Source organism: Flavobacterium sp. DSR3-2, assembly GCF_049896525.1.
Classification (GTDB): domain Bacteria; phylum Bacteroidota; class Bacteroidia; order Flavobacteriales; family Flavobacteriaceae; genus Flavobacterium.
Map to the genome: position 1 here is coordinate 69,455 of NZ_JAFCUM010000014.1, position 19,417 is coordinate 88,871.

General features: G+C 34.9%; 20 protein-coding genes and 1 riboswitch. Of the genes, 7 read left to right on the top strand and 13 right to left on the bottom strand.

The window, feature by feature from the left end:
* Positions 1-78 precede the first annotated feature (78 nt).
* Positions 79-993, top strand: coding sequence for a TIGR01777 family oxidoreductase (locus ACP7AV_RS14955; protein WP_426092625.1), 915 nt, complete (start codon positions 79-81; stop codon positions 991-993).
* 2 nt (positions 994-995) lie between these two features.
* Here ACP7AV_RS14955 and ACP7AV_RS14960 read toward each other — a convergent pair whose 3' ends face one another.
* The 7 genes from ACP7AV_RS14960 to ACP7AV_RS14990 form a co-directional block, all read right to left on the bottom strand.
* Positions 996-1,535 (bottom strand): YceI family protein, encoded by a 540-nt coding sequence (locus tag ACP7AV_RS14960; protein WP_426092626.1) that lies wholly within the window; start codon positions 1,533-1,535, stop codon positions 996-998.
* Between the two features lie 189 nt (positions 1,536-1,724).
* On the bottom strand, positions 1,725-2,270 hold the full coding sequence (locus ACP7AV_RS14965) for an acyl-CoA thioesterase (RefSeq protein WP_426092627.1): 546 nt from the start codon (positions 2,268-2,270) through the stop codon (positions 1,725-1,727).
* A complete protein-coding gene (locus ACP7AV_RS14970) occupies positions 2,271-2,636 on the bottom strand; it encodes a 6-phosphogluconate dehydrogenase (protein WP_426092628.1) in 366 nt (121 codons plus the stop codon).
* Between the two features lie 5 nt (positions 2,637-2,641).
* Positions 2,642-4,012 carry a DNA recombination protein RmuC gene (gene rmuC, locus ACP7AV_RS14975; protein WP_426092629.1) on the bottom strand — a complete coding sequence of 457 codons (1,371 nt, stop codon included), beginning with the start codon at positions 4,010-4,012 and terminating at the stop codon, positions 2,642-2,644.
* A 201-nt stretch (positions 4,013-4,213) separates the two neighbouring features.
* The gene (locus ACP7AV_RS14980) at positions 4,214-5,203 is read right to left on the bottom strand and encodes a T9SS type A sorting domain-containing protein (protein ID WP_426092630.1); all 990 of its coding nucleotides are present in this window, start codon (positions 5,201-5,203) and stop codon (positions 4,214-4,216) included.
* A gap of 39 nt (positions 5,204-5,242) precedes the next feature.
* Positions 5,243-7,627 carry a choice-of-anchor J domain-containing protein gene (locus tag ACP7AV_RS14985; protein WP_426092631.1) on the bottom strand — a complete coding sequence of 795 codons (2,385 nt, stop codon included), beginning with the start codon at positions 7,625-7,627 and terminating at the stop codon, positions 5,243-5,245.
* Positions 7,628-7,837: 210 nt separating this feature from the next.
* Positions 7,838-8,203, bottom strand: a complete 366-nt coding sequence (locus tag ACP7AV_RS14990) for a hypothetical protein (protein WP_091206768.1) — start codon at positions 8,201-8,203, stop codon at positions 7,838-7,840.
* Between the two features lie 171 nt (positions 8,204-8,374).
* Between ACP7AV_RS14990 and ACP7AV_RS14995 the strand changes: the two genes are divergently transcribed.
* Positions 8,375-8,950 (top strand): pseudouridine synthase, encoded by a 576-nt coding sequence (locus ACP7AV_RS14995; protein ID WP_426092632.1) that lies wholly within the window; start codon positions 8,375-8,377, stop codon positions 8,948-8,950.
* A 58-nt stretch (positions 8,951-9,008) separates the two neighbouring features.
* Complete coding sequence (locus tag ACP7AV_RS15000; RefSeq protein WP_426092633.1) at positions 9,009-9,464, top strand: tRNA (cytidine(34)-2'-O)-methyltransferase; 456 nt, start codon at positions 9,009-9,011, stop codon at positions 9,462-9,464.
* Here the strand turns inward: ACP7AV_RS15000 and ACP7AV_RS15005 are convergent.
* The 4 genes from ACP7AV_RS15005 to ACP7AV_RS15020 form a co-directional block, all read right to left on the bottom strand.
* Positions 9,461-10,243: an ABC transporter ATP-binding protein gene (locus ACP7AV_RS15005; RefSeq protein ID WP_426092634.1), complete on the bottom strand. Its 783-nt coding sequence runs from the start codon at positions 10,241-10,243 to the stop codon at positions 9,461-9,463. The genes ACP7AV_RS15000 and ACP7AV_RS15005 overlap by 4 nt on opposite strands.
* A 59-nt stretch (positions 10,244-10,302) precedes the next feature.
* Positions 10,303-10,710 carry a GxxExxY protein gene (locus ACP7AV_RS15010; protein WP_426092635.1) on the bottom strand — a complete coding sequence of 136 codons (408 nt, stop codon included), beginning with the start codon at positions 10,708-10,710 and terminating at the stop codon, positions 10,303-10,305.
* Positions 10,711-10,772: 62 nt separating this feature from the next.
* A complete protein-coding gene (locus ACP7AV_RS15015; RefSeq protein ID WP_426092637.1) occupies positions 10,773-11,801 on the bottom strand; it encodes an iron chelate uptake ABC transporter family permease subunit in 1,029 nt (342 codons plus the stop codon).
* A gap of 1 nt (position 11,802) precedes the next feature.
* The gene (locus ACP7AV_RS15020) at positions 11,803-12,945 is read right to left on the bottom strand and encodes an ABC transporter substrate-binding protein (protein WP_426092639.1); all 1,143 of its coding nucleotides are present in this window, start codon (positions 12,943-12,945) and stop codon (positions 11,803-11,805) included.
* A gap of 82 nt (positions 12,946-13,027) precedes the next feature.
* Positions 13,028-13,363: riboswitch (cobalamin riboswitch) on the top strand.
* Between the two features lie 99 nt (positions 13,364-13,462).
* Here ACP7AV_RS15020 and ACP7AV_RS15025 point away from each other — a divergent pair.
* A complete protein-coding gene (locus tag ACP7AV_RS15025; protein ID WP_426092640.1) occupies positions 13,463-15,418 on the top strand; it encodes a TonB-dependent receptor plug domain-containing protein in 1,956 nt (651 codons plus the stop codon).
* Positions 15,419-15,484: 66 nt separating this feature from the next.
* On the opposite strand, the gene ACP7AV_RS15030 is transcribed toward ACP7AV_RS15025, so the two are convergent.
* Together ACP7AV_RS15030 and ACP7AV_RS15035 are read right to left on the bottom strand one after the other, a co-directional pair.
* Positions 15,485-16,105, bottom strand: coding sequence for an N-acetylmuramoyl-L-alanine amidase family protein (locus ACP7AV_RS15030; RefSeq protein WP_426092641.1), 621 nt, complete (start codon positions 16,103-16,105; stop codon positions 15,485-15,487).
* 69 nt (positions 16,106-16,174) lie between these two features.
* Positions 16,175-17,626, bottom strand: coding sequence for a S41 family peptidase (locus ACP7AV_RS15035; protein ID WP_426092642.1), 1,452 nt, complete (start codon positions 17,624-17,626; stop codon positions 16,175-16,177).
* A 119-nt stretch (positions 17,627-17,745) separates the two neighbouring features.
* On the opposite strand from ACP7AV_RS15035, the gene ACP7AV_RS15040 reads away from it, so the two are divergent.
* The 3 genes from ACP7AV_RS15040 to ACP7AV_RS15050 all read left to right on the top strand — a co-directional run bounded on the left by ACP7AV_RS15040 (position 17,746) and on the right by ACP7AV_RS15050 (position 19,416).
* On the top strand, positions 17,746-18,255 hold the full coding sequence (locus ACP7AV_RS15040; protein WP_426092643.1) for an RNA polymerase sigma factor: 510 nt from the start codon (positions 17,746-17,748) through the stop codon (positions 18,253-18,255).
* A complete protein-coding gene (locus tag ACP7AV_RS15045; protein WP_426092644.1) occupies positions 18,242-18,739 on the top strand; it encodes a hypothetical protein in 498 nt (165 codons plus the stop codon). Before ACP7AV_RS15040 ends, ACP7AV_RS15045 begins: the two co-directional genes overlap by 14 nt.
* 74 nt (positions 18,740-18,813) lie before the next feature.
* The gene (locus ACP7AV_RS15050; protein ID WP_426092645.1) at positions 18,814-19,416 is read left to right on the top strand and encodes a DUF4252 domain-containing protein; all 603 of its coding nucleotides are present in this window, start codon (positions 18,814-18,816) and stop codon (positions 19,414-19,416) included.
* Position 19,417 lies beyond the last annotated feature (1 nt).

Consider the following 19,417-nt stretch of genomic DNA (forward strand, 5'->3'; position numbering starts at 1 on the left):
GTTTAACGATATATTAATAAAGTTAAACAAAATTTAATATAATTTTATATCATTATAAATCATTAGTTTTACAATATCATGAAAAAAAATGTATTAATAAGCGGTGGTTCGGGATTTATTGGAAGAAATTTGACTGCTTTATTGGTAGCTAAAGGTTATTCTGTTTCCATATTAAGTCGGGGTGAACAACAAAATAAAGGAGATGTTTTTTATTATAAATGGGATGTTACGAAGCAGACTATAGATGAAAAGGCAGTTTTGAACGCGGATTACATCATTCACTTGGCAGGGGAAAATATTGCCGCGAAAAGGTGGACAGCCAAACGAAAAGCGGCAATTATCGATAGTCGAGAAAAATCAACTCAATTGTTGTATTCCGTTTTGAAAAAGAACAATAAAAAACTGGACGCCTTTATCTCAGCTTCTGCAGTTGGAATTTATGGCGCTGTAAACGGAGATGAGATTTGTGTGGAAGACATGCCGCCTGCAAATGATTTCTTAGGTTATACGTGTCAAAAATGGGAAGATTCTCTCGATTTTATCGAAAATCTAAGTATCCGTACCGTCAAGATTCGCACTGGACTAGTGTTAGGAAAAGATGATGGCTTTTTGAAAAAACTTATTCCCTTATTTAAGTTTCGATTGGGTTCTGCATTGGGTTCCGGACAGCAATACATGCCATGGATTCATGTAGACGATTTATGTAACATCTACCTGCAAGCAGTTTCAGATCCAAGTATGGAAGGGCCGTACAACGCTGCCATAACGGATAATACCACCAACACTCTTTTTTCTACAACATTAGCAGGCATTTTTGGCTATTCTATTTGGTTGCCCAATGTTCCGGCTTATGTTTTAAAATTAGTTATGGGAGAAATGGCTGTTATTGTCTTAACTGGAAGAAGAATTTCTTCAGGGAAAATTCAACAAACTGGTTTCGAATTTAAATTTAAAAATTTAGAAGAAGCTTTGAGGAATTGTTTAACGAAATAGCTTTATTGTAAGACACAAATAAGTTGTGTGTTGACGTTTTTTGAGATTTTGCTGCGCACTATAAATGGAATTTCAATGTTGAAATCATCTGTATTCAATGGAAATGCGCAATAAAGTTCAATTCCCGTAGTTACTTTTTTCAGGGTGCCGTTAATTACAATTTTTTTAGTTCGCCCGCGAAGGGTTATTTTACCTGAAATTTGACAGGGATTGGATTCTGAGGTAAGGCTTTTTAGATCAAATTTATCAATTTTACCTTTAAAAACAGCCCTTGGAAAACGATTGCTTTCCATGTAATTTTTGTTGAAATGCTCGCGCATCAAATCTCTTTTAAATTTAAAGTCTTTAATATTCACCCAACAAGCTATTTCACCTGTTTTTGTTATTAAAATACAGGTTGTTTTATCATTTACGGCTTTTACTTCTTCAAATAAAGGAATGGAGGCCTCAAAGTTTGTGATTCCCATGTATGAGACCATTTTTTCTTGAGCAGAAGTTGCAGTTGTAATGATGAGAAGTACTATTAGTGTAATTTTTTTCATAACGATTTATGAATTACATTACTTAAAATTACAAAAAAAGCAGATGAAATAAAAGCATTCAACCACTAAAATATCTGTGCAATGACTTAAATTATACCAACTTTTTTTAATCAGAAATTTTAATAAAATTCTAAGTTTAAATTTAAAAGATTATAACTTTAAACTGCTTTGATAACAAAGATTGGTTTGTTAGAATTCCAACTTAATATTATATTTTTTTAAACTTTCTAAGGCTTCATTTGAGTTATAATCAAATTCTTCCTCGTGGAGGTCTCTTTCCTTTTTTAGCGCTATTTGTTTGATGCAATTAAAAAAGCGACGAACATCATTCATATTTAACAGGATTAAGCCTGGAACCAGCATACTTTCACCATCATTATCTTTGGCAACCATCGTAAAATATGACGAATTGCAATGTTTGATTTTTCCGGTCTGTATATTTTCTGCTTCTACCCGAATCCCAATAATCATCGAACTGTTCCCAACATAATTAACACTGGCTTTCATTGTTACAAGTTCTCCCACTTCTATAGGTTTTAAGAAATTTACAGTATCTACCGATGCGGTTACGCAATAATTTCCTGAAAATTTAGAAGCACAAGCAAAAGCGATCTGATCCAGTAAGGATAAGATATAGCCTCCGTGAATTTTGCCGCTAAAATTAGTATGCGAAGGCAACATTAATTCTGAAATAGTAATGTCTGAGGAAGCTACTGTTTTAAAGGTTCGATTCATCTATTTTATTTTAAAAGGAGAATTTACTTTTTTGACTTCTGTAATAAAATAGCGCGTATCGCCCCACCAAGGAAATGTTCGGTAACGTTCAACATAATTAACCTGTACATACTGTCCTTCATATTCCTGTAAATCAGCAATTACTTTTTTCTCGCTGTCCAGTACTGAAAAAGAAAATATTTGTGCACCGGAAATTCCCTGGCTTAGTTCCCCTTCCCATGTTTTGAAAGCCACTCCTTTATTGCTCACCTTTATTAATTCGCCAGAACGAACTCCTTCGCTGTACGTGGCATAATATAAAAAAGTAAAGTAACCTACAATAAAAAGTACTACTACTACGGTGGTAATCATTAAAAATTTTCTCATTTTGTTTAGTTTAATAATTGATTTTCGTCTTTTTCTGCTCGGTTCAATATGCTTTCTGGAAGCGCTTTCTTTGCTTTTGCTCCCATTTTTTTTAATTTTTCGACACTCACAATCAAGTTTCCTTTTCCTTCCACGAGTTTATTCATCGCCCCGCTGTATTCTATTTTGCTCTCGTCTATTTTTTTACCAATTTTGATTAAATCTGCCACAAAACCTTCAAATTTATCGTACAAAGCGCCCGCTTGTCGTGCAATTTCGAGTGCGTTTTCCTGTTGTTTCTGATTGGTCCACATGCTGTCAATAGTTCGCAAAGTCGCCAATAAAGTCGCAGGAGTAACAATTACAATGTTTTTTTCAAATGCTTTATTGTACAAATTCGTATCTTCATTTAGCGCCATCGCAAACGCGGGTTCAATAGGAATAAATAATAAGACAAAATCCGGACTTTCTATTTGGTATAAATCGTGGTAATTTTTACTGCCCAATTGTTCTACGTGGCGTTTGATGGAAGTAACGTGCTCTTTTAAATAATTGATTTTTAAAATATCATCTTCCTCATTGATGTATTTTTCATAAGCTGTCAAAGAAACTTTAGAATCGACAATCATCTTTTTGCCATCAGGCAGATTAATGACAACGTCAGGAAAAACACGGTTGCCATCTTCGGTTGTGAAGGCCTGTTGCACTTCATATTCACGGCCTTTTTCCAGTCCTGATTTTTCAAGAACGCGTTCCAAAACTAATTCTCCCCAATTTCCCTGCATCTTGCTGTCGCCCTTCAATGCCTTGGTCAGGTTAATGGTTTCCTTACTCATCTGGATATTCATTTCTCGTAAGCCCAGAATTTGTTGGCGCAAAGCCGCATGATAATCAATGCTTTCTTTATGGGTATCTTCGACTTTCTTTTCGAACAATTGAATTTTATCCTGCAAAGGTGTCAAGATATTCTTCATGTTTTCCTTGTTCTGTTCCGTAAATTTATTTGACTTTTCTTCTAATATTTTATTGGCAAGATTCTCAAATTCCTTGGTGAATTTTTCTTGTAGTTTTTCCACTTCTTCTTTTTGCTCTTTGTTGCGTTCCCAAAGATTCTCAAAATCAACTTCTTTTTTTGAAAGTTGAATGGCTAAACTGTCTTTTTCACTTCGAATGCTTTCTTTCTCAGCATTGGTGTTTTCTAATCGCTTTTCGAAAGTGGTTTTATCAGCTTTAATCTGTTCTTTCAGTTGATTGAATTGGGAAGTAAATGCAATCAGTTTTTCTTCTAAACTGATTTTTTCCGATTGGAATCGAGCAGAGAAAATCAGTTTGCCAATGAAAACACCTACGGCTAGCGCAACAATAAAAATTAATAAAAACGGAAACATATCTGACATAGAATTTCTTTTTGTAAGCTTGTAAAAATAAACAAAAGTTTCCTAGTTTCCTTTCGGAAATCAAAATACTAATGTAAGTTTTTTTTATAGAAAGGTATTAATTGTGATGACTCAAACCGGCTGAATTTTAAAACATATTAAATAAAAAAGCCAGATTTCATTTTTGAAATCTGGCTCTTTTTGAATGCTAAAACTGATATTTTATTTTTTTACTATTTTGTCTTTGAAAACGACTTTATTACCATTGGAAAGGGTGTAAATATATATTCCAGCTGGCAATTTAGCAATGTGTATTCGAGTTGCATTTTCGCTGTTAACGCCTTTTAATTTAATTGTATGTCCCATCGATCTGCCTGAAACATCATAAATGTTAAGCTTTAAGTCGTGTGCATTTTCTGAAATAATTACGACACTGAACGATTCTGAAGCTGGATTTGGATACGTAACTACAGACAATCCGTTGGTTGCAATAAAGTCATTTGTTGATAAGGCTGCAGCTGCTTTAAGTTGAAAACGTGAGATCACCGGACCATGATCAGAAGTGGTATTGACATAATTTGCCACATCCAACCGAGGGTCGTAAGCAGAAGTTGAATTTGCAACGTAATCCGTCGTTAACTCATTTGAAATTGTAATGTGATCTAAGAAACCACCTGAAGACAAAAAGCTGAAAGCTCCTGCTTTACTGATTTCTAAAGTTAAAGGGTTATAACGTGCTGCATCTTCAATCATTTTCTGGTATGAAGAAGGGTTTCCTGCAATTACAGATGCATCCACATCATCATTATAATCACCTAAAATTATCAAATTGGCGTCAGCGTAATGAACGTCTAAACTGTCTTTCAATAATTCAGCGTCATATTTCCTCACATTGTATCTTGCGATATCGCTGCCACTATTTTCTCTGGCGTGAATGTTAATAATTTTTATATCTTTTTTCACACCGCCAATATTAGTTTCAATTTCAACCATTTGCGGTAAGCGACCAGAGGAGAAAAAACTAGCGCTATTTCCGCCTGGGTAATTGGGTAAAGTTGCATTTCCTGCACGAATATCATCAAAAAGTTTGCTGAACATTACTCGACTCTTTTTTACTGAACTTGTTTGAGTATTGTAAAGAACCACTAATTTTTGAGCAGGGAAGTCAGGTGTAGGAGCATTGAAAGAATAGGACCAAGCCGGAGAAATCACTTTGGCAAAAGTTTTTCCGTTGATGCTTATTTTTTGTATTTATGTCTCTAAAGCGGCATCATCAGAAACCTCTTGAACGGAATAAACATCAGCATTTAAAGTATTCATGACTTTTGCTACATTTTCAATTTGTAACGCATCATCAATTGGACCAAATTCAGTTCCCGTTGAACCCATTACATTGCTTCCAAAAAATTCTAAGTTGTAAGTTACAATATCAAATGTTTCTGTTTTAGGGAATGAAGAACCCTTGAAAGATCCTGTTTCTTGGTTCAATCCTGTTCCAACAACTGTCAAAGTACCTGAAATACTCAATGCTTTTGACGAAGGGAAAAAACGAGCATAAATTATTTTTCCAGCAACTCCGTCAGCAGCTGAAACCGCTACACTGGATTGAAAATTACTGTTGTCAACAGACAACTGGTAATCAGCGGGAGCCGTAACAGCAATATCGCCGTAACCACCAGCCATGAAAACAAACGACTGGCTTGTTGAAGCGGTATTTGGTGCTACTTCTCCAAAATTAAAATTAGGATTTGAAGCTAAAAATGAGGCTTCATTAGAGATTTTTACATCATCAACTGTCCATTCAGCAATATCAGAACCGCTAGAAACGATAGTTTCATATATCCAAGCCACATAAGTATGATTGGTTTTATAAGCTTGTAGGTTGATGTATTGAGATTGTTTGAATGTTCCTGTAGTAGTTGGAAAATCTCCTTCAAGAGCGGTCCAAGTTGCTGTTTCCGGATTGCTTTTTCCATCATAATCAACAGAAACCATCAATTTAAGTGGTGTTGCTGCAAAAAATTTACGTGAATAAAAAGACAATAATGGGAATTTGTCAAAAGTGTCTAAACGTAAATTAGGAGAAATTAACCAATCTTTACTAACTCCAGTTTCTGAATAGCCATTCATTTGTACAGCAGCTGGTGAACTGTTAAAGCGGGTATTTGTGCTCACCCATTTAATCTTATCACCGGCCACACTATATTCTGTCCAGCCACTGTTTGTTAGGACCTTTGAATCATTAAAATCTTGTATGTACGGATTAATTCCTGTTCCTGATAAAGCCACTGTCTTTGTGGAAGCGCCAGTAGATTCATGAATGATTTGTCCTGCAGATACACCAGTTATAGAGGGTGTAAATCGCACATAAACGGCAGGAGTTTTATTGTTATTGAAATCTTGTACAGGAAAAACCAATACCGATTGAAAATTGGTAGTTTCATTCTTAGAAATTGTAAAGTTCCCGGATGCTGTCAAGGTTACCGCTCCAGTAATATTAAACGCCTCAATCTGATAATTTAATGCAGTTGAACTGAAATTTTGCTCAATAAAACTAAAATCTAAAGCAGTTTTAGTAGTTGATAAAGATGGAACTACGACGCTGGAAGTTACTACATTCAGTTTGTTGCTTTCAGTTTGAATGTTACTACTGGCATCTTCAGATATAGAATACACTACATAAGCAGTGGACAAAGTTAATCCCGTGATGTTTTTTACATACGCAACAGTAGCATCTGTAATTTCGATTACACCTGCTTGTAAAGCCGCTGCATCAGTAGCATTTGTTCCTGCTTTTATCTGTGCTGCGCCTGGGGCCGCACTTCCTGATGGTAATACAACAAAATAAGTTTTTCCAGTTTCGTTTAATTGAGTTGAAAAATCAAATCCATCAGACAGGATGTTGCTAATTTTTGGAAATCCATCCGCATTTACAGCAGGCGTAACATCATTATTTACACTGATGTTGTCAACGGCAAACGAAGGGCGGGAACCACCACCGGAAACTTGTCTTGATATCCATCGAATTTGAACTACTTCTTTATTGTCACATTCCGTTGGCAGAACAACTTTGATTTTTTGACTGTTTAGTCCTGTTGTACCTGCGGTTTGTGAAGTTATACCGCTAGAGTACACAGTTGGTAATAAAGTATTAAAAGCATCGGTAGTACCAACTCTGTATTGCAGTACTAATTCATTGATACGAGAATTTGTAGTTCCATTATAGGGATTACGAATTACCATGGCATCATATTCTACGGCAATTCTGGATCTACCAACTGTTTTGAAAGCAAATCCTAAAGCTAAATCTAACGAACCAGTATTCAGAAAACCAATTTTTCCGTTATAATTGTGGATGTTTCCACTCGTTGTTCCAGCTGTACTGCTGGCAACTAATGCTCTGTCTGCAACTTGTGTAGCTGTGGTGTTAAACGAGCTTCCCGGTATTATACTGGCTGTCCAACCTTGAAATCCTGCGGGATAGGCAGCAGAGGCCGCATCTAAAGCTAAAAAATTCTGAGAAAAAGGTAAATCTTGGGTTACAGGGGATGTTGCTTGTGCAAAAACGGAGGCCGAAAAGCAACAAAAAAAACTTAAAAAAGCTACTAAATGCTTAAAATAGTAATTGTGTTTCATAGTTTTACAATTGGATTAAGCAGTAAAAATAATATATCTTAAGTTAAGAGAATATTATAAAATTAACCAATTAAAACCGTAAGTAAAAGGGGCTATCCACAAATAACAGCTTAATAAAATCTACTTATTTTACTTTTTTAAAATATTTAAAAATTAAAAAGGCCAATATGAATCGATTTTCATATTGGCCTTTTTAAAAAAAATCAATTTTTAATCATCCAGTTTAATATTCCCTCTGTCTTCCTTATTATCTGGATGTTCATTTGGATAACGATTAGGAGTGATATCCGAATTATGATCTTTATTTTCTACCATTTTTTTAGCTTGTTCTTCAGAAACATTTGCGGTATCAGAACTTAAATTTTTGGGAGTAGTATCCTCATTTTGTTCTAAAGTTCCTTCTATATTTCGTGCTCTTTGTACAATTTTTTGATTTCCATGTGAATCAGTTTCCACTTCTGATTTTAAATGGGATACTTCAGGATTCGTATTTTGGGCTAGATTCTGACCACTAAATCCCTCGTTTGTATTTTGCTTGTTATTTGTTTTCTTTGAACCTAGATCGTTGCTTTCCATAATCTGTAATTTTAAAATTAATTCTAATAATTTTGATAATAGTACGTCATTATTGCGAGATAATCGAATTATTTAACATAGCGTTTTGTTTAAACCAATAAATGTATGGTGTCACAGTTTTTAATCCAGCGAAAACAAAACTATCTTTGCACGCACAAATAATTTAATAAAATGTCCCATTCGCACTTCATCATTCACAAGCCTTACGGATATTTAAGTCAGTTTATTTACGAGTTAAAAAGGAAAAAGAAACTGCTGGGAGAACTGTATGATTTTCCCAAAGGAACGATGGCAATTGGCCGTCTTGACGAAGATTCCGAAGGATTATTGTTGCTAACTACTGATGGGATGATGAGCGAAATTATTCGGAGCAAGAAAGTCGATAAGGAATACTATGTCCAAGTCGATGGGATTATCAGTCAGGAAGCGATTGAGCAATTGCAAAAAGGTGTCGAAATAGGCTTTAATGGCACGAAATATATGACGAAACCCTGCAAAGCGTCATTAATAAATGAAATCCCCGCTTTTGGAGCCAGAGGAAAAAAAATACGTGATGAACGTCACGGTCCAACTTCCTGGGCATCAATAACGGTTTATGAAGGAAAGTTTCGTCAAGTCCGAAAAATGACCGCAGCTGTTGGTTTTCCTACGTTGCGTTTAGTTAGAGTCCGAATAGGAAATGTACATCTCCATGATTTACAGGCTGGAGGAGTTAAAGAAGTAGGAAATTTTCAAATAGAAATTTAAAGGATTTGCTCTGAATTTTTTAATCTTTTAATTTTTCAATCTTTTAATAAAGTATAATATGTTAAATATCGTTTTAGTAGAACCCGAAATACCAAATAATACCGGAAATATTGGCCGATTGTGCGTTGGTACCGAAAGCCGTTTACACTTAATTCACCCTTTTGGATTTGTTATCAATGATAAAAACTTAAAACGTTCCGGTTTGGATTATTGGGTGCATCTGGATGTAACCGAATATCAAAATGTAGCGGAATGGAAAGCCCAGATTCCTGATTTGTCCCGAGTTTTCCTGATGAGTTCCCATGCTGAAAAATCGTATTTGGAGACTAATTTTCAGGATGGAGACTGGTTGGTTTTTGGAAAAGAAAGTAAAGGTTTGAGCGAAGCTGTTTTGAACGAATTCCCGAATCATCTTACGATTCCAATGTCTTCATTGATCAGAAGTTTCAACATCGCAAATTCGGTGGCGTTCGTAATTGGCGAAGCGAAAAGACAACTTAGTTTAAAGTTTTAAGAAATTATAAATTTCCCTTTAACAGGATCAAAAACAATATGCTCGTCTTTGAAAAGAGTATTAAAAGTACCTTTCAAAATCAAATTACACGGTTGATCTTGAACCATGTTTCCCGGAGTCATAATGATCATTTCGTCACTTAATTGTATCGCCATGTCGATATCGTGAGTAGAAAAAAGGATGCATTTTTGAGTTTCCTGAGTGAGTTTTTTCAAGAGTTTAAACAATACCACTTTATGCAGTAAATCCAAGTGAGTTGTAGGTTCATCTAAAATAATTAATGGTGTATCTTGCGCCAAAGCTCGTGCAATTAACACTATTTGCAGTTGCCCATCACTAATTTCGTAATGCCTTTTTGCCGCTAAATGACTGATTTGAGTCAATTCCATCGCTTCATTCACTTTCACGATATCTTCAGCGGTTAATTTTCCAATCCAATTCGTGTATGGCTGTCTTCCCAAAGCAATCAATTCAAAAACAGTAAGATTACTGGGAGGCAATTTTTCAGTTAGAACCACACTCAGATTTTGGGCTAAAGTTAAAGCGTCTATTTCATAAATGTTTGTCCCATTGAACATAACGGTTCCCGAAATCGTTTTTTGAATACCGGTTATCGTTCGTAAAAGCGTCGATTTACCAATTCCGTTTGCACCAATTAATGCAATCAGTTTACCTTTTTCTAAACACAAATTAATGTTCGAAGCAACAATGGTATTTTCTTTTTTGTGAGAATAACCAATGCTGATTTGTGAAGCCTGTAAGATGATTTTATTTTCCATTATATTTGGATAGTTCCTTCATAAAATTTTAAACACATAGAAACATAGAATTGTATTTTTTACGATAAAAGATTGAAATACTCGTTAACGTAAGTTTTTTGTCCTTCTTTAAAAATATTGAAGCAGTTAAAATTTATTATAATTTCTTTATGTGCTTTTAAGAGTTTCATATAGGTTAGAAGCTGCGCTTCAAATATAGAATTCATTTCTAAAACAGATTTTAATTCAACGACTAAACAATCTTCAATAAATAGATCACATCGGAAATCGGTTGTTAGTTCTGTGTTTTTATAAATGATTGGGACTTTCATCTCTGTTAAAAAATTAATTTTTCTATGTGATAATTCTTCTTTCATACATTGATGATAAACACTCTCAAGCAATCCTTTACCCATAGTTTTATGAACTTCGATAGCGGCACCAATTATTTCATAAGTTAATTCATCTAAATATTTTTTAGTATACATTTGATTTTTTTTAGTTGAATTACTATGTTTCTATGTGTTTAAAAAATATCACAGTAAATGGTTTAAATAAAAGTTTTTCTTCTAATTAATAGCCAAATTACAATCGGTGCGCCAAATATGGAAGTCACAGCATTGATTGGTAACGTAAAATCACTGCCGGGAAGTTGCGAAATACTGTCGCAGATAAGCATGATAATCGCTCCGAAAAGTATGGTGCTCCAAAATAAAATAGTGTGATTACTCGTCTGAAAAACCAATTTTGAAATATGCGGCACCGCTAATCCTATGAAGGCAATTGGACCTGCAAAAGCAGTAATGCTTCCCGCCAAAATACTTGTGGCAAAAATGATAATCAGTCGTGATTTTTTATAATTTAAACCTAAACTTTTGGCATAATTTTCTCCCAGAAGTAAGGAATTTAAAGGTTTGATGCTGAATAAACTTAGCAATAATCCAATGGCTACACAGATGGACAATAGAGAAATAGATGTCCAAGACAAATTACCAAGATTTCCCAAGGACCAGAATGTAAATTTCTGCAATTGTTCTGCAGTGCTAAAATACGTCAGCGTTCCAACAATGGCGCTAGTCAAACTTCCAAACATTAGTCCAACAATTAAAATGGCCATGGTATCTCGCAACCGATGGGAAACGGCTAAAACAGCCAGTAAAACTGTAAAACTACCCAGACTTGATGCCAAAATAATCCCGTAAGAAGAAAGTAAAATTGTCGCTAAAAATGGCGGTAACAGTGTTGCTCCTAAAATAACGATTGCAACACCTAAACTGGCACCGGAACTCAATCCAAGTACGTAAGGCCCAGCCAATGGATTTCTAAATAGTGTTTGCATTAATAAGCCGCTGATGGATAATCCCATTCCAACAAGAGTAGCGGCAGTGGCTTTTGGTAAGCGGTAATTGATTATGATATATTCCCAGGTTTCTTTGCTCGCATTTTCTCCGGTTAGACTCCTAAAAACATCTTTCACAGGAATAGAAACGGATCCTAAACTGATGTTTATGACAAATAAAAAAAACATCCCGATGGTCAGGAAGATAAAAAGTACTGTATTTCGGTTGGTTCTGGTCAATTTATTCTAATTTCTGAAAGAAAAAAAGCTTGTGATTTGGTAGCAACTCGGGATGAAAAATTTTAATCAAATCTTTCAGGACCCAATCAGGTCGTGTAGGAGACCATTCGAAATATAAAATTCCACCTTTTGCGCCTTTGTTTATGCCGTACGAATATACTTTTTTATTTTTAAAAGAGGTAAATTCACTGTAATGCGGATTACTGTCGCTCATTTGTTTTAACGAAGAAAAATCTCCGGGAGCAATCCAATATTCGGCATTTTTAGCTTTTTCTAAAATTTTTTCAAATGGCAAGGGCAAACTACCAGTTCCCTTTGAGTCAGCCCACAAATAATTTGAATAAGCGTCTTTTAAAAATAATGCTGCCCAACTGTCGCCTTGAGGCACATACCATTGATCCTGAAACATTGCACCGCTCAAAACGGTAGGTTTTGAAGTTGTTTTTTTGGCTAAAGCCAAAGTGTTTGTGTATTCCTTTTCAATTTCGGAAAAGATAGTATTTGCTTTGGAATCTAATCCGTACAAGGCCCCAAAAAACTTAATCCATTCCGCTTTTCCAAGTGGTGATTGTTCTGCCCAATCGCCATTTAACAGTACTTTCAAACCACTTTTCTGAAGATTATCGAGCGTTGGATTACTGTCGTTCAAACCAAAACTGACGATGGCATTTGGAGCCATATCTATCAAAACTTCGGTGTTTAGAGTTTCATTGGTTCCTACTTCTTTTACTTTTCCCGAATCAATGCGTTTTCTGGTTTTCTCAGATGAAATATAATTGGTGTTCGGGAAACCAACCAAAGTATTTTCGACGCCTAGCATTTCAAGTGCCGGAATGTGAGTGGTCGAGGTAACAACAATCGATTGTATTGGAATTGGAATGATGGAAAACTGTTTTAAACTATCCGGAATAATGCCGTTTTTTTTCTGTAAAACGTAAGTAAAATTTTCTTTGGCTTCTGGCCAAGGTCGTGTGACTTTTACAATTGTGTAGCCTTGGTATTTATAAATTTCCAAACCCTCTGCATACTGAACTTCATTAGTTGCGGCTTTATTTGCAACAGTGGAAGTCTTGTCATTTTGTTTGCATCCACCGAAAGTGACGACAAATAAAAAGAGCGTAAATTTTAATAAATATGAGTTCATAAAATAATTTTCAAGAACTGCAAAGGTATATTTAATCCGTTTTAAAAATCAAATTTTATTTTTTATTCCAATCATAAAGCTATATTTGCACCCGTTATGAGGTTGCTGCTTTGATTTTTCAAACCAGCATTAAAAGGGAATCAGGTGAAAGATTACAGATTTCAGGATTCAGATTTCAGGAGTTAAATCCTAAAACAAGAATCCTAAATCAAGAATTTAAAATCCTGGGCTGTACCCGCAACTGTAAGCTATCAAGCTTGTTGTTATCTACAAAACCATTGTTCGAAAATTTAAGAAGTTATGATTTGGGAATTGGGATTGAAAAATCCTAAAGGAAAAATCGATAACCCTAAATCAAGAATGAGAAGGTAAACAACAAGACGCAAGCCAGGAGACCTGCCTACTACATCGAGTATCAAACTTTCGGGAAAAAAGGTTTGGGTATGGGTAATTCTATGCTTTTCTCCCCATTTTTAGTCATGTAGCAGAAAATAGCTGTTACTTTATGTTTTATAAAATGAACAAAAAAATCGTTCGTATTAGTGCGTTATTCGTACTAATAACAACCTGTGCTTTTGCGCAACAAAATCAAACAATCTCTTCTGAAGGTGAATTGAAAGAAGTGGTGGTTTCCGACTCCAAATTTGCTTTGGCAAAAGAAAAATCAGGAAAAGTTATTACTAAAATTACAGCTGAGGATCTAAAAAACAAAGCCGGACAAAGCCTGGCAAACATTTTAAGCTCTGTAGCAGGATTAGAAATTAACGGGAACCAAAGTGCTGCCGGCAAAAATTTAGGGTACTACATTCGGGGTGGAAAAAACAATCAAGTGTTGATTCTTATTGATGGAATTCCGGTGAATGATGCGTCCGGAATTAGTTTTGAATATGATTTGCGTTTGCTTCCGGTGGAGCAGGTGGAAAGCGTTGAAATTATGAAAGGTGCAGCGAGCACGTTGTATGGTTCAGGTGCTGCAACTGGAGTAATAAATATTAACTTGAAAAAATCAGGCAAGAAATCTATTGAGGGGAATGCGTATGTAAATGTGGGAACCAATAATACTGCAAATACTGATAAAACCAGCTTACAAAATTACAATCAAGGTTTTTCGGTCAACGGAAATGCTAAAAAGGTGAATTATTTCGTGTCTTTAAATAGCACTGAAATAAGTGGAATGTCACAGATTGCTCCCGTAAATCCATCTGACAATTATGAAGCGGATCGTTTTTCCAGAATCAATTATCTTGCAAAGTTAGGATATAAAGCTACAGAAAAATTGACATTAGATTTCTTTGGTAATTATGATAAAATAGGCTCTGATTATGATGCTTCTTTTGATAACACTGGTGCAAATGATACCGATTTGAATTCCACAGAATCGGAACAATTTCGTTTTGGTTTTTTACCAAAATACAAATATTCCAAAGGGGAATTTGTTATGAACTCCAGCTTCAACAAAATCGTACGTACGTATAACGACTTCGATTTTTATTCAAATACGCCAGGATTTTCGGAGTATGAATCTAGAAGTGTCAACGTAGATGGTTATAACAAATATGAATTTTCAGAATCGTTTTTCCTAGTTGCCGGAGCCCAATATCAGTTTCATGACATGAACAGCATTACTCCTTATGGTGGAATTTTGAAGGAAGCTACTAAATTCAACATGATTGATCCTTATGTCACGGGTGTTTTTACCACGGATTTTGGATTGAATTTGAATGCTGGAGCGCGGTTGAATATTCACAGTCAATATGGCAATCAATTGGTTTATAATGTAAATCCATCGTATGATTTTAAAACCATTCCATTGAAGATTTTAGCATCTTACAGCACTGCTTTTGTAACGCCAAGTTTGTATCAATTGTATTCTGAATATGGAAATTCCAATTTGACACCAGAGAAAAATAGGACTTTGGAGGCAGGTTTTGAGACGCTATTATCGAATAAAAAAATAAAACTGAATGCAGTTGCTTTTTACCGTGAGCAAACTAATTTTATCGGATTTTATTTTAATCCGGTAACTTTTGATTCGAACTACATTAACATTGACGGATTGAATAAAGCGAAAGGAGTAGAAATCGAAGCCTCTTTTGCCTTGAGCGAAAAAATCCACTGGAATTCAAATTATACTTTTACGCAAGTGGATAGCGCACTGGATCGATTGATTTCCAAACATAAAGTGAATTCAGCATTGGATTTTCAAATCAATAACAGGTTGTTTTTGAACGTAGATTATCAATATGTTGACAGTAGAAATGATGCTTTTTTTGATGGAAACAGCTTTGCTACAACAAAAATTGTTTTAGGTTCGTATCAGTTAATAAACTCCTCTGTTCGTTATGAATTGGTAAAAAACAGATTGTCCGTTTTTGGTGCGGTAAGCAATATGTTGAACGCTGATTTTGTTGAAAATGTAGGCTATAATACTTTAGGAAGAAATTTTAAATTAGGTATGAATATCAAATTGTAATTCGAATCTACGTAAACAGAAAAAGGCTTTCATCACTGAAAGCCTTTTCTTTTTTGTAACTTATTGTTATTTCAACTCTGAAATGAATTCTACGATAGTTGCTGCAATTTTGTTTTGTTCCAAATCATTTGTTAAATATTCTCTATCATCAAGATTAGACATATAACCCAATTCAACAAGTACTGCCGGGACTTCCGATTTTTTTAAAATATAAAAGGGAGCTTTCTTTACTTCAGATGATTTTATAGTAGTATTGCGGATAAATTTGTTGCGAAGTTCAACCGCAATTTCATTTGACTTTTCGTTCGCAATCGACTCTGTAGCAACATAAAATTCCATTCCTGATTTTGCTACATTTGCATTTTGATTGATATGCAATGACAAAACTAAATCAGGTTTGATCTTGTTAATCAGTGCAGAACGGTCGCTCAAAGAAAGAAATTGATCTCCAATTCTCGTGAGGTGAATAGTAACATTTTCGTTTTTATTCAAAAATTTGATTTTATCCGTGATTTGGGCTACAATTCGTTTTTCATTGCTGCTGCTCGAAGTAGCTCCAAAATCGGATCCGCCATGCCCAGCATCAATAACAACATTGATATGTTTGGATTTTCCAGTATGTGTTGTTACGAATGCAAAAGATACGATGGTCGCAAAAGTCAGAAAGAACGGAATTGCTTTTTTCATTTGGTTTTGTCTTAAATGGTTATTCAATAATAACTTACAAAAAGTAAGATTTATTGTGTAACTGTATTTTTATTCCAAAGCTTTCAAAAGTCCTTCTGGTGCTTTCTCAATATACATTTGGTTTTGCATTCCTTTTATCGATTTTGCATCAGTGAAAAAGTCAAATTCTTTTCCTGGGTTTTGTCGTGCCATACGTGATGTCCCGGTTATTTTTCCGATAGCTGTGTTTAATAAAGGTTCAGCTGTATCACCAAGAACACCTAATGTGCTCAAAGACTCTTTTACTAAAAAATCAGGTTGCAATCCTTTGAAATAATCTCCAAACCCAACAGAGTTGACAATTTTTAATACAATAGGCTGCATCGCATATCTATGGTTTGGATTTCTATTTTCTGAACCAAAACTTGGAGAATCATAAAGAGTAACAGATCCAACATTTTTTCCTACCGTTACATCACCAATTTGTATTACGTTGATGTGAGGTTCTAATCCATTAATTACAAGTTCGCTTGCTGATGCTGAACTTGCACTAGTTAAGATGTAAACTTTTGTCAAGTTCAAACTGTTTATGGCTGTTGACTCAATTTTATCTGTAAAATAATTGAATAAAGCACTTGGATTTTCGGCTTCGAAATAGGCATTGATTTTCGCATTCCATTGTTGTTTTGCAAAAACTTTTCCTGTAAATTGTCCTGTAATCATACTTGCCAATCGTGTCGCAGATAGCACTGAACCACCACCATTATATCTTAAGTCTAATACTAAGTCCGTAACTCCTTGTGATTTTAGAGCAGCAAAAGCATCGTTTAACTGCTTGTCATAATTGGCATAAAAACCATTGTACATCAAATATCCTATTTTGTGAGCACCAGAAGTGATTACTTTATTGATTAAAATTGGATTTTCAGAAAGCACTGTTTTTGTTAATGAGACTGATTTTTCATTCCCAACAATTGTAGTTCCGTTGAATTCCGCAAGATTTAGCGTGTAACTTTCGTTGGCGCCAAAAAGTAATGATTTATAATTGCTGACCGTCAGTTGCGTTCCATTTACAGCCGTAAAAAAATCACCACGCTTAATATTTTTAGTAGAAGCATCTGAATTTGCAATAATATAACGCACATAACCAAATATTTCGGTAGTACTTCCTGGTTTAAAGCTTAAACCAAAATCGATTCCGTTGTTTTTTGTTGTTCCTTGAAGAGTTCCTTCGAGCTCCAAATAATCACTTACAATCCAACTGAATTTATCAATAGACGGACTCACTCTTAAAGCAGCAAATAAATCCTCAGGAACCGGATAGCCTCGTAGAAAAGTGTTTAATGCAGTTTGATCTGCAAAACGGTTATCTGCTAAATTTGGAACATCAGCTTGCCATAAATAGTATTGATTCATGCCTTTCCATATGAAATCCTGGATTTCTAAACTGGCGGGAGGTGCAATATCATCATTGTCCTGACAACTTTGGAATGCAAATGTAGCGATGAATAATAAAAGTGTAAATTTGAATGCAGTTCTCATATATTTGTTTTAATCTTAATAAACGTAAAAATACTAACTTTAGTTTTATTTTATGTTCGATGTTGCAAAAATAAATTTGAATCGTCTTAATTCTATAATCAGTTTAATACCTAATTTTTATGAACCAAAATGAGTTTGTGCTAATTGTGGCTCCTTTCAAAGACAAAGTCTTCAGGTTGGCTAAGCGATTGCTGGTGAGTACCGAGGAAGCCGAAGATGCGACTCAAGAAGTTTTGGTGAAATTATGGAGCAAGAATGGCGGGCTTTCCAGTTATAGCAGTATTGAGGCATTTGCGATGACCATTACAAAAAATTATTGTTTAGATCAATTGAAATCCAAGCGAGCAGATAATCTGAAAATTGTTTCTAGTAACTACACAGATTCAGCTCCTGCTTTGGACAAGAAACTGGAAGATAATGATAGTTTGAATTGGGTTGAAAGAAGTATAAGTCAATTGCCGGAGCAGCAACGAATGATCATTCAACTCCGGGATATTGAGCAATATGAATTTGAAGAAATGGCTAAAATGCTTGATATGACGGAGAGTGCTATTAGAGTTTCACTTTCCAGAGCACGAAAAACGATACGAGAATACATGACGAAAACACACAATTATGGAATTATATAAAGCAGAAACGTTACTAAAAAAATATTTTGAAGGGGAAACCACGATTAATGACGAGCAAGAATTGCAGGATTATTTTGCGTCACCTGAGGTTGCTCCACATTTACAACAATATGCATCGTTATTTAAACATTTTGCTGTTGCAAAAGGGCAGCAGTACAAGCAGGAAATTTCAGCATTCGAAATTCATAAGGGTGAAAACAAGTATAAAAAAAGGAATTTAGCTTGGGTTTCTATTGCGGCTTCGGTTGTTGTTTTGATGGGAATAGGAACGTATATGTTTTATGATTCGGAAACGGTGACTAAAAGTAAAGATTTAGGAACTTACGATGATCCTGAACTAGCTTTCAAAGCGACTCAAAAAGCGTTGTATTTATTGTCGAATAACGTAAACGTTGGCATAGAAAGTGTAAAGTATATTGAAGAGTATCAAATTGCTAAAAATAAAGTGTTCAGAAAACAAAAAAATAAATCCGGGGGCATTTAATATCTTCCGAAAAATATTAATCACGGCGTAAAACGCTACAATCAATTAAAATAATCGTAAACAAATTAAAAAAAATGAAATCAATCAATCCCAATCCAAGTTTTTGCACACCAGCAAAACAGATTCAAAAGAACTCACGTCTAAGTTCATCTAAAAAGTTTTTAATCATCGTATTACTCGTTTTTATTGCGAGTCCAATTTTTGCGCAAACAGCCTTCGATAAATTTGACGGACAAGATGATGTAACCTCAATTATTGTCAATAAAAAAATGTTTGACTTGATGAGTAAAGTAAAAGTTGACGCTTCTGACAAAGAAACCCAACAATACTTGGCGTTAATAAAAAAGCTTGATAATTTAAAAGTTTTCACTACCAAAAGCACTCGGGTAGAGGGAGAAATGAAATTAGTTGCCGACAAGTACATCAAATCAGCCGGCTTAGAAGAGTTGATGCGCGTAAATGAGAATGGCAGAAACATAAAAATTTTGGTAAAATCAGGTTCAACTGATTCACAAATAAAAGAATTACTGATGTTTATTGAAGGGGCTAAAAATGACGATACGGTTCTGATGTCTCTGACCGGTACTTTCGATTTGAATGAAATTTCGATTCTTACCGATAAGATGAGAATTCCTGGAGGCGATGACCTGAAGAAAGCAACTAAAGGTAAAAAATAAG

Coding starts and splice junctions, on each gene's coding strand:
- ACP7AV_RS14990 (WP_091206768.1), bottom strand. CDS start 8,203: ATGGAAAGCAACGATCTAGGTTCAAAGAAAACAAATAACAAGCAAAAT.
- ACP7AV_RS15040 (WP_426092643.1), top strand. CDS start 17,746: ATGAACCAAAATGAGTTTGTGCTAATTGTGGCTCCTTTCAAAGACAAA.
- ACP7AV_RS14995 (WP_426092632.1), top strand. CDS start 8,375: ATGTCCCATTCGCACTTCATCATTCACAAGCCTTACGGATATTTAAGT.
- ACP7AV_RS15035 (WP_426092642.1), bottom strand. CDS start 17,626: ATGAGAACTGCATTCAAATTTACACTTTTATTATTCATCGCTACATTT.
- rmuC (WP_426092629.1), bottom strand. CDS start 4,012: ATGTCAGATATGTTTCCGTTTTTATTAATTTTTATTGTTGCGCTAGCC.
- ACP7AV_RS15020 (WP_426092639.1), bottom strand. CDS start 12,945: ATGAACTCATATTTATTAAAATTTACGCTCTTTTTATTTGTCGTCACT.
- ACP7AV_RS14955 (WP_426092625.1), top strand. CDS start 79: ATGAAAAAAAATGTATTAATAAGCGGTGGTTCGGGATTTATTGGAAGA.
- ACP7AV_RS14985 (WP_426092631.1), bottom strand. CDS start 7,627: ATGAAACACAATTACTATTTTAAGCATTTAGTAGCTTTTTTAAGTTTT.
- ACP7AV_RS15005 (WP_426092634.1), bottom strand. CDS start 10,243: ATGGAAAATAAAATCATCTTACAGGCTTCACAAATCAGCATTGGTTAT.
- ACP7AV_RS14965 (WP_426092627.1), bottom strand. CDS start 2,270: ATGAATCGAACCTTTAAAACAGTAGCTTCCTCAGACATTACTATTTCA.
- ACP7AV_RS15030 (WP_426092641.1), bottom strand. CDS start 16,105: ATGAAAAAAGCAATTCCGTTCTTTCTGACTTTTGCGACCATCGTATCT.
- ACP7AV_RS15025 (WP_426092640.1), top strand. CDS start 13,463: ATGAACAAAAAAATCGTTCGTATTAGTGCGTTATTCGTACTAATAACA.
- ACP7AV_RS15045 (WP_426092644.1), top strand. CDS start 18,242: ATGGAATTATATAAAGCAGAAACGTTACTAAAAAAATATTTTGAAGGG.
- ACP7AV_RS14960 (WP_426092626.1), bottom strand. CDS start 1,535: ATGAAAAAAATTACACTAATAGTACTTCTCATCATTACAACTGCAACT.
- ACP7AV_RS15010 (WP_426092635.1), bottom strand. CDS start 10,710: ATGTATACTAAAAAATATTTAGATGAATTAACTTATGAAATAATTGGT.
- ACP7AV_RS15000 (WP_426092633.1), top strand. CDS start 9,009: ATGTTAAATATCGTTTTAGTAGAACCCGAAATACCAAATAATACCGGA.
- ACP7AV_RS15050 (WP_426092645.1), top strand. CDS start 18,814: ATGAAATCAATCAATCCCAATCCAAGTTTTTGCACACCAGCAAAACAG.
- ACP7AV_RS14970 (WP_426092628.1), bottom strand. CDS start 2,636: ATGAGAAAATTTTTAATGATTACCACCGTAGTAGTAGTACTTTTTATT.